The sequence below is a fragment of the Sulfurovum sp. genome (assembly GCF_041562805.1).
Classification (GTDB): Bacteria; Campylobacterota; Campylobacteria; order Campylobacterales; family Sulfurovaceae; genus Sulfurovum.
Map to the genome: position 1 here is coordinate 1 of NZ_JBFFOH010000124.1, position 7404 is coordinate 7404.

Consider the following 7404-nt stretch of genomic DNA (forward strand, 5'->3'; position numbering starts at 1 on the left):
GATTCTATAATTTGTTTTTGTGCTCTTATCTTCATTGACTTTCCTTATTTTTAATAAAATTAGTAGGTAGTAGTAGTTTGACATGAATATGTGAAAAACTACTTTATTGCCGGTGTGACCGTTATCTAAGTGAATGCACAATTATTTTTGAACATTCACATTTATTCACTTTTAAAATTATATCTTTTTTTTATTCAAGTTTTCTATGATTAAATATAGTTTATAGTGTGTCATTTTGAGTATGGGTATTTACTTTGTTTGAGAGTTCCTCTAAAATCACTTTAAAATTTTCATCATTATCTATGATTTCATTGATTTTTTTCATAGCATGTGAAATTGCTGTATGGTCTTTCATTCCAAAATAGACAGCAATTTGCGGCATGGAATTAGGGGTAAGATTCCTTGCCAAATAAATAGCGATTCTTCTTGCATTCACTATATTTTTTGTACGTTTTTTAGATTTCATATCAGAAGGTTTGATATTAAGTTCTTTAGAAATAATTTTCACAATTTCATCAATAGTAATATTCTCTTTTTTCTCTTTAAGTTGATCTTTTATGGCATTTTGAGTAAAGTCAAGGGTAATCTCCTGGTTAAGCATAGAAGAAAGAGCATTGAGTTTAATAATGGTTCCTTCTATTTCACGTATATTGTCACCCATATGTGTAGCGATGTAATTAACTATTTCATGATCTAGACTAATACCATCAAGTTCACATTTCTTTTGGATAATGGCGATCTTAGTTTCCAGTCCTGGCGGTTGTATATCTGCCATAAGTCCCATTTCAAAACGGGTTCTTAGTCTATCTACCAGTCCGGCAATTTTATTGGGTTGTCTGTCTGAAGTGATAACGATCTGTTTATTATTGTTGTAGAGTTCGTTAAAGGTGTGAAAAAATTCTTCCTGTGTCTGTTCTTTTCTACTTAAAAATTGTATATCATCTATAAGAAGTAAATCACACTCTCTAAACTTGTCTCTAAATCTATCCATGGTTTGTGAACGCAGATGAGAAGTAAATGAGTTCATAAATTGTTCTAATGTGGTATAGATAACGGTTTTACCTAGATCTATATGGTAATTACCTATGGCTTGAAGAAGGTGGGTCTTACCTAGACCTACTCCACCATATAGAAAAAGAGGATTATATTGTTTTCCAGGTTTTTCTGCTACGGATTTTGCTGTAGTATAGGCAAACTGATTGGAATTCCCTACAATGAAACTTTCAAAAGTCAAAGAAGGGTTAAGATAGGTACTTTTGGAATGGCTCTTTTCAGAATGATGTACAACAGGTCCCGCACTTTGTTTGTTTTGTTTTCCAACGGTAATTTCTATTTCCGGTTTTATTTCGTTCTGAAGTTCAAAAAGATGCATAAGTTTGTCAGTATATTTACTTTTGATCCATTTTGCTATGATCATATTAGGCGCATTGAAATAAACTATATTACTTCGTGAGCGTCTTGTATCATAGATCAGGTTTTTAATATATCGTTCATATTCTACTTCAGAGATCTCTTTTTTCAGTTCAAAAAGTACTTTTTGTCCTATATTCATACTATTCGCCTTTGATATTTTTAAATGTGTGAATAAAATTTCACCGTTTTAAAGAGTTAAAATTTTTAATGTGAATAACTTATGACATTTTAGCCAACTTAAGCTAAAATAGCGTTATTAAACAGAGTTGAATAGTTTTATTCACTATGTGAACAAAGGTGTGAATGAATATTTTAGGAATAGACCCCGGAAGCCGTAATTTAGGGTACTGCATCGTATATTGGGATGGTAAAAACTTTTCACTTGTTGAAGCAGGTTTACTTAAAATGAAAGAAAAAGAACTGCAAACGCAAATGGTTGAGCTTGTGGAAGGTATAGACATCATTTTAAAGACACATAAGATAGATGAAGTGGCCATTGAAGACATCTTTTTTGCCTTTAATCCTAAGTCAGTTTTAAAGCTTGCTCAATTTCGGGGAGCCTTATGTCTAAAGATACTCCAGGAGATAGGTTTTTTTCATGAATATACAGCATTACAAGTGAAGAAAGCAGTGACGGGAAATGGAAAAGCAACCAAAGAACAAGTTGCATTTATGGTCAAAAGGTTGTTTGGTATCAAAAAAGAGATAAAACCTTTAGATATTACAGATGCAATGGCCATTGCATTGACACATCTTCAAAGAGTGAAGATGCGTAAGAAGATGACTTAGATAGAAACCTAATTAGATAGAGGTTGAGCGTTTTTCTTTACAGAGATCATACGCTTTTTAGGTACTGTGAATGTAGCCTTTTTATTTCCCACCACTGACTCTTCAATGATCTTATCATACAAATAGATGTCATTTTTAAAATAAGCCAAACCATCTTCTTCATACACCGTAAAATAAATCATATGTATAGGTACGGTTTGTTTGAATCCAATAGTTGTTGTTTTATTGCTTTCAAGTATTTCATCTATCTGACTTTGAGAGTAACTCTTCCTTACGTGTTCTAGCAGCAAGGATACAAGATCAAAAGGTTGTTCCAGACGCATACAGCCTGAACTATAGATCTTATAACGTCGTTCAAGCAGTGATTTATTATCTGTATCATGCAAATATACATCGTATTTGTTAGGGAACATGAATTTCACTCTTCCAAGGGCATTGTTGTCACCCGGGAACTGTACAAAACGGTAAGGTACTCTTTTCTCACTTTTTTCATAGGGTTCGAGCATCTCTTGTGTTACGTCTACTTCTTTTTTACCTCTAAATGCATGTATATTGTTCTCTTCCAAATACATAGGGTTTTCTCTAAGTACGGGTATTAAATCCCGTTTAACCAGATTATCTGTAATGGTCCATGTAGGGTTAAGTACCATATAACGTATTGCATTGGAAAAAATGGGTGTTGGTCTGTCTATACGCCCTACTACAATACCTTTCTTCATGATTTTTTCATGATCTTTGTAATATCTGAGATTAAAGTCAGGGATATTGACTTCAATATACTCTTCTTCAAATTGTTTTGGGTAGAGCTTTGTTTTATCTAGATTTGTAATGATGGCCTGAATGTTATTTTTTGCAGGCTGGTTTAGATAATAGGTCATCGTTTTGTCAACCATACCATTTACTTTAAGCAGGTAACGCTTCTGGTAGGTAATTACAGCTCTTCTCATTGTTTCATCAAACTTAGAGTTGATAGGCGCATTCTTAGGGTAGTCTCCAGAGATCTGCAGACGTTTTTTTATCTCTTTAACACGACTTGAACTGTCGCCTAACTTTAAAGATTTTTTGTAATATTTGATCTTTGGAAATTTATCCATCACACGATAGTTTTGAAGCAGTTTAACAAGCTTTCTATAGCGCTTTTCCATTGGTATAAGGGATGTTAGATATTCATAGATAGTGTCATTTTCTATGGCAGATATGAGTTCACTTTGATCGGGAAATCCTTTAGGGGACATTTCCCATCTGGCTACAATATCATCACTTTGTTCAAGGGTATTCATTTTTTCTTGTACAAGATTCCAGTCTACATCACCTTGGACTATAAATCGCACTCACCGTACCATGGAGCTGGTAAGTACAAGGTCAAGATTTGCATAGGCAGCGGCCTGTTTGCTTTGACTGATCTCTCCATTATCAAGCTGATAAAAAAGATTTTTGATAGATGTTTGATCAAATGATTTATTTTTATAGTTAAAAAGAGGATCATTGAGTGCTTGTATCAGATGACTGGTCTTTGTTTTATTTTGACTGCCTATCCATAAAGGTTTATTTCCTGTTTGGGCATAAATGTTTTGAATGATAGGTTTATTTTGGCCCTTGATACGTGTTTGGAGTCCCTTTTGGATATTGGCAGAAATATTTTCTATGGTAAGTGCATCTGCATAAAGACTGATATGAAACAATCCGATAAATAGTAGTAGTGTTAAGCGTCGCAAAAAATTCCCCTAATCTATTTTATGCGTATTATATCTAATTTAAATTATTGAAAATTACTTGTATTTTTTATCGATAAGTTTGAGATATTTTACAGGGGTTACTTTTTTCATCTCTTCAGCCAGCCACTGTATCTGGAACCATGCTGCACCGGAATCTCTAAGGTCAAAATAGTTTTTGAGACTTCTGATATTAAAAGTAACAACCATATCTACTTTCCAGTTATCTGAGACAATGTGTTTAAACCCATCTCCCACATTTCTTTTTTTCTTTCCATTTTGTAATGCCGTAAACAGTGCAGCAGCATTCCCTTTGTTTTCTTCAATGAATGGCAAAGATGATTTAGCCACAGCAGCATTTATAAAGTCATCATTTTTTTGATATTGAAAGAACAATTTATCATAGATGGCTCTGATCTCTATGACCAAATATGCTTTGTCTACAATGACAAAGAGATTTAAAGTCAGCAGTGTTTCTAAAAAGAAGTCAAACCCGTCTTTATTTTCAAGTGAAGCTACAAATGCATTGATGACAGATGACATTGTGTAACGTGTGCTTCTTACGGAAATAGCTTGAAGTCTATGTCTTGCATGTTCCTGGAGTACCCCTCTTGAAGTGCCCTGCACTAAAAAGCTTAATGTGGCATGTTCAATGATAGAGTGATGGTGATGTACCCAGGCAAGGTTTGAAAGCAGATCAGAATCATCAATGTCATTGATGGCATCGGTATCCAGATCATTCATTGCATTTTTAACACATTCATTTTCACTGTTTTCAAAACTGTCATAACATGTTCTTGCCGCGATCTCTGCTACACCAAGGCCAGATTGTTGTAAAAGCGTAACTTTAGGTTTTTCATACTCTATGTGATACATTTCCATGGGACACTCCATCATAATTTAGATACAATTATATCACTATAAATTTAGAGCAATATAAGGATTAGACCGTGAAGGCAGATGAACGATTTTTTAGTTTTGAAAAAGATTTTAGAGACCCTTACGCAAGAGACAGGGATAGAGTGGTTCACTGTAGCTCTTTCAGACGTTTGGAGTATAAAACACAGGTTTTTTTAAATCATGAAGGTGACTATTTTCGTACACGTTTGACCCATTCTCTCGAAGTAAGTCAGATAGGACGAACCCTTTCACGTATGTTAGAACTGAATGAAACTCTTACAGAAGTCATTGCACTTTCACATGATCTGGGACATACCCCTTTTGGTCACGTAGGCGGAGATGAGTTAGATAAACTTCTCAAAGCAGACGGAAGACCTTTAGGATTTGAACATAATTTTCAATCCTTCAGGGTTTTGACCAAATTGGAAAAGCGGTATAAAGATTTTGACGGACTCAACCTTACCTTCGCTACGCTTGAAGGGGTACTGAAACATTCATATCCGTATAAAAAACCTTTTTTAGAAGGATTGGATCCTCGTTTTGCTTTAGACAAACATCCTTCCATTGAAGCGATGGTGGTCGATCATGCAGATGAGATCGCTTATACGTCACATGACATTGATGACGGTATCAAATATGGACTTATTACGTTTGATGATCTTTTGAAAGATGAGCTCTGTTTGAGAGTAGATAAAGGGGTACAAAATGAAGGTATCAACAGAGATGATAAACTCTATAGACATCGTTTTGTGGCAGGACTGATCAAGCTGCTTGTAGAAGATTTTATGGAAAACTCAAAAGTAGGGGCAAAAAAGTATCGTCAGGAGATGCCTATCTGTGCGAGTATGGATGCAGAAGAGAGGCTACCTGTGGGCTTTTCCAAAGAAACAGCAACGCAACTCAAAAAACTCAAAAAACTTTTACTGCAAAAACTCTATAAACATCAAAAAATAGCACGAAAAATGCATGCAGGAAAACAGTGTATCATCGGTTTATACACAGCATTCAGGGAAGATGAGAATTTACTTCCTCCTTATCAAAAAGCACTTTTTGATATACGTACGAAAGAACGGGTCATTGCAGATTATATTGCAGCGATGACGGACCGGTATGCGATGAAAACCTATCATGAAATGTACGGATTCAGTTTGTAGTACGATATAAGTGTAGAAAGTGCCTGTATTATACACATACAGTATTTTACGTCAGAATATTGACGTAATTTAGGTGCTTTTTCATATAAAAATCTCTTATATAGTAATTTTTGGATATAATTCGCGAAAATTACATAGGGCGTAGCTACGCCTTATTTCAGGACATTTTATGCAAAAAATTAAAAACATTGCGGTTATCGCACACGTTGACCACGGTAAAACAACATTGGTAGATGAACTTCTTCAACAGTCTGGTACATTTGCTGCTCATGCAGAAGTACAAGAAAGAGCTATGGATAGTGATGCTATCGAAAAAGAAAGAGGGATTACGATCCTTTCTAAAAATACAGCAATTGTATATGGTGATCACAAGATCAATATTATCGATACTCCGGGTCACGCAGATTTTGGTGGTGAAGTTGAGCGTGTTCTTAAGATGGTAGATGGTGTACTTCTTTTGGTTGATGCACAAGAAGGTGTTATGCCTCAAACTAAATTCGTTTTGAAAAAAGCGATTGCACTTGGTCTCATCCCTGTTGTTGTTATTAACAAGATCGATAAAGACGGTTCAGATCCGGACAGAGTAATGGACGAAGTATTTGACCTTCTTGTTGCACTTGATGCAAATGAAGAGCAACTTGAATTCCCAGTACTTTACGCGGCAGCCAGAGATGGTTATGCTAAATGGGAAATGGAAGATGAAAACAAAGATATGACGCCACTTTTTGAAGCGATCTTAACAAAGGTACCATATCCAGTAGGTTCACCAGATGATGATACACAAGCACAGGTATTTACGCTTGACTCTGACAACTTTGTTGGACGTATCGGTATTACACGTATCTTTAATGGTAAAGTAAAAAAAGGTGATGAGTATCTTCTTGTAAAAGCATGTGGAGCAAAATCTAAAAGCCGTATCTCTAAGCTTATCGGGTTTAAAGGACTTGAGCGTATCGAGATCCAAGAAGCTGAAGCTGGAGATATTGTAGCGATCGCAGGATTCAACGACATTGATGTTGGTGACTCTGTATGTGATCCTGTAAATCCGGTAGCACTTGACCCTATGCACGTGGAAGAGCCTACACTTTCAGTTATTATGTCTGTAAACAATGGACCTTTGGCTGGACAAGAAGGTAAACACGTAACTTCTAACAAGATTAAAGAGCGTCTTGAAAAAGAGATGGAGACAAACATCGCTATGCGTATGGAACCACAGGGTGATGCGTCATTTAAAGTTTCAGGTCGTGGTGAACTTCAGATCGGTATTTTGGCAGAGAACATGAGACGTGAAGGTTTTGAGTTTATGCTTGCACGTCCAGAAGTTGTAACAAAAGAAGAAGATGGTGTAAAAATGGAGCCATTTGAGCACCTTGTTGTAGATGTTCCTGAAGAGTTCCAAGGTGTTGCCATTGAAAAACTAGGTAAAAGAAAAGCAA

7 protein-coding genes are annotated in these 7404 nt (G+C 35.6%); 3 read left to right on the forward strand and 4 right to left on the reverse strand.

The window, feature by feature from the left end:
* Positions 1-220 precede the first annotated feature (220 nt).
* Positions 221-1552, reverse strand: a complete 1332-nt coding sequence (gene dnaA / locus ABYK33_RS12045) for a chromosomal replication initiator protein DnaA (RefSeq protein ID WP_373033486.1) — start codon at positions 1550-1552, stop codon at positions 221-223.
* Between the two features lie 164 nt (positions 1553-1716).
* Between dnaA and ruvC the strand changes: the two genes are divergently transcribed.
* On the forward strand, positions 1717-2202 hold the full coding sequence (ruvC, locus tag ABYK33_RS12050; RefSeq protein ID WP_373033487.1) for a crossover junction endodeoxyribonuclease RuvC: 486 nt from the start codon (positions 1717-1719) through the stop codon (positions 2200-2202).
* Between the two features lie 8 nt (positions 2203-2210).
* On the opposite strand, the gene ABYK33_RS12055 is transcribed toward ruvC, so the two are convergent.
* Genes ABYK33_RS12055 through ABYK33_RS12065 form a run of 3 tightly spaced genes read right to left on the reverse strand, consistent with a single transcriptional unit; the run spans position 2211 to position 4796 of the window.
* Positions 2211-3533, reverse strand: a complete 1323-nt coding sequence (locus tag ABYK33_RS12055) for a murein L,D-transpeptidase (RefSeq protein ID WP_373033488.1) — start codon at positions 3531-3533, stop codon at positions 2211-2213.
* Entirely contained in the window at positions 3534-3917 is a 384-nt protein-coding gene (locus ABYK33_RS12060) for a hypothetical protein (RefSeq protein ID WP_373033489.1), read from the reverse strand.
* Positions 3918-3971: 54 nt separating this feature from the next.
* Positions 3972-4796: an FAD-dependent thymidylate synthase gene (locus ABYK33_RS12065; protein WP_373033490.1), complete on the reverse strand. Its 825-nt coding sequence runs from the start codon at positions 4794-4796 to the stop codon at positions 3972-3974.
* A 68-nt stretch (positions 4797-4864) separates the two neighbouring features.
* Between ABYK33_RS12065 and ABYK33_RS12070 the strand changes: the two genes are divergently transcribed.
* Together ABYK33_RS12070 and ABYK33_RS12075 are read left to right on the forward strand one after the other, a co-directional pair.
* Positions 4865-5968 (forward strand): deoxyguanosinetriphosphate triphosphohydrolase, encoded by a 1104-nt coding sequence (locus ABYK33_RS12070; protein WP_373033491.1) that lies wholly within the window; start codon positions 4865-4867, stop codon positions 5966-5968.
* Between the two features lie 169 nt (positions 5969-6137).
* The coding region (locus tag ABYK33_RS12075) for a GTP-binding protein (protein ID WP_373033492.1) at positions 6138-7404 on the forward strand (1267 nt) is incomplete at its 3' end.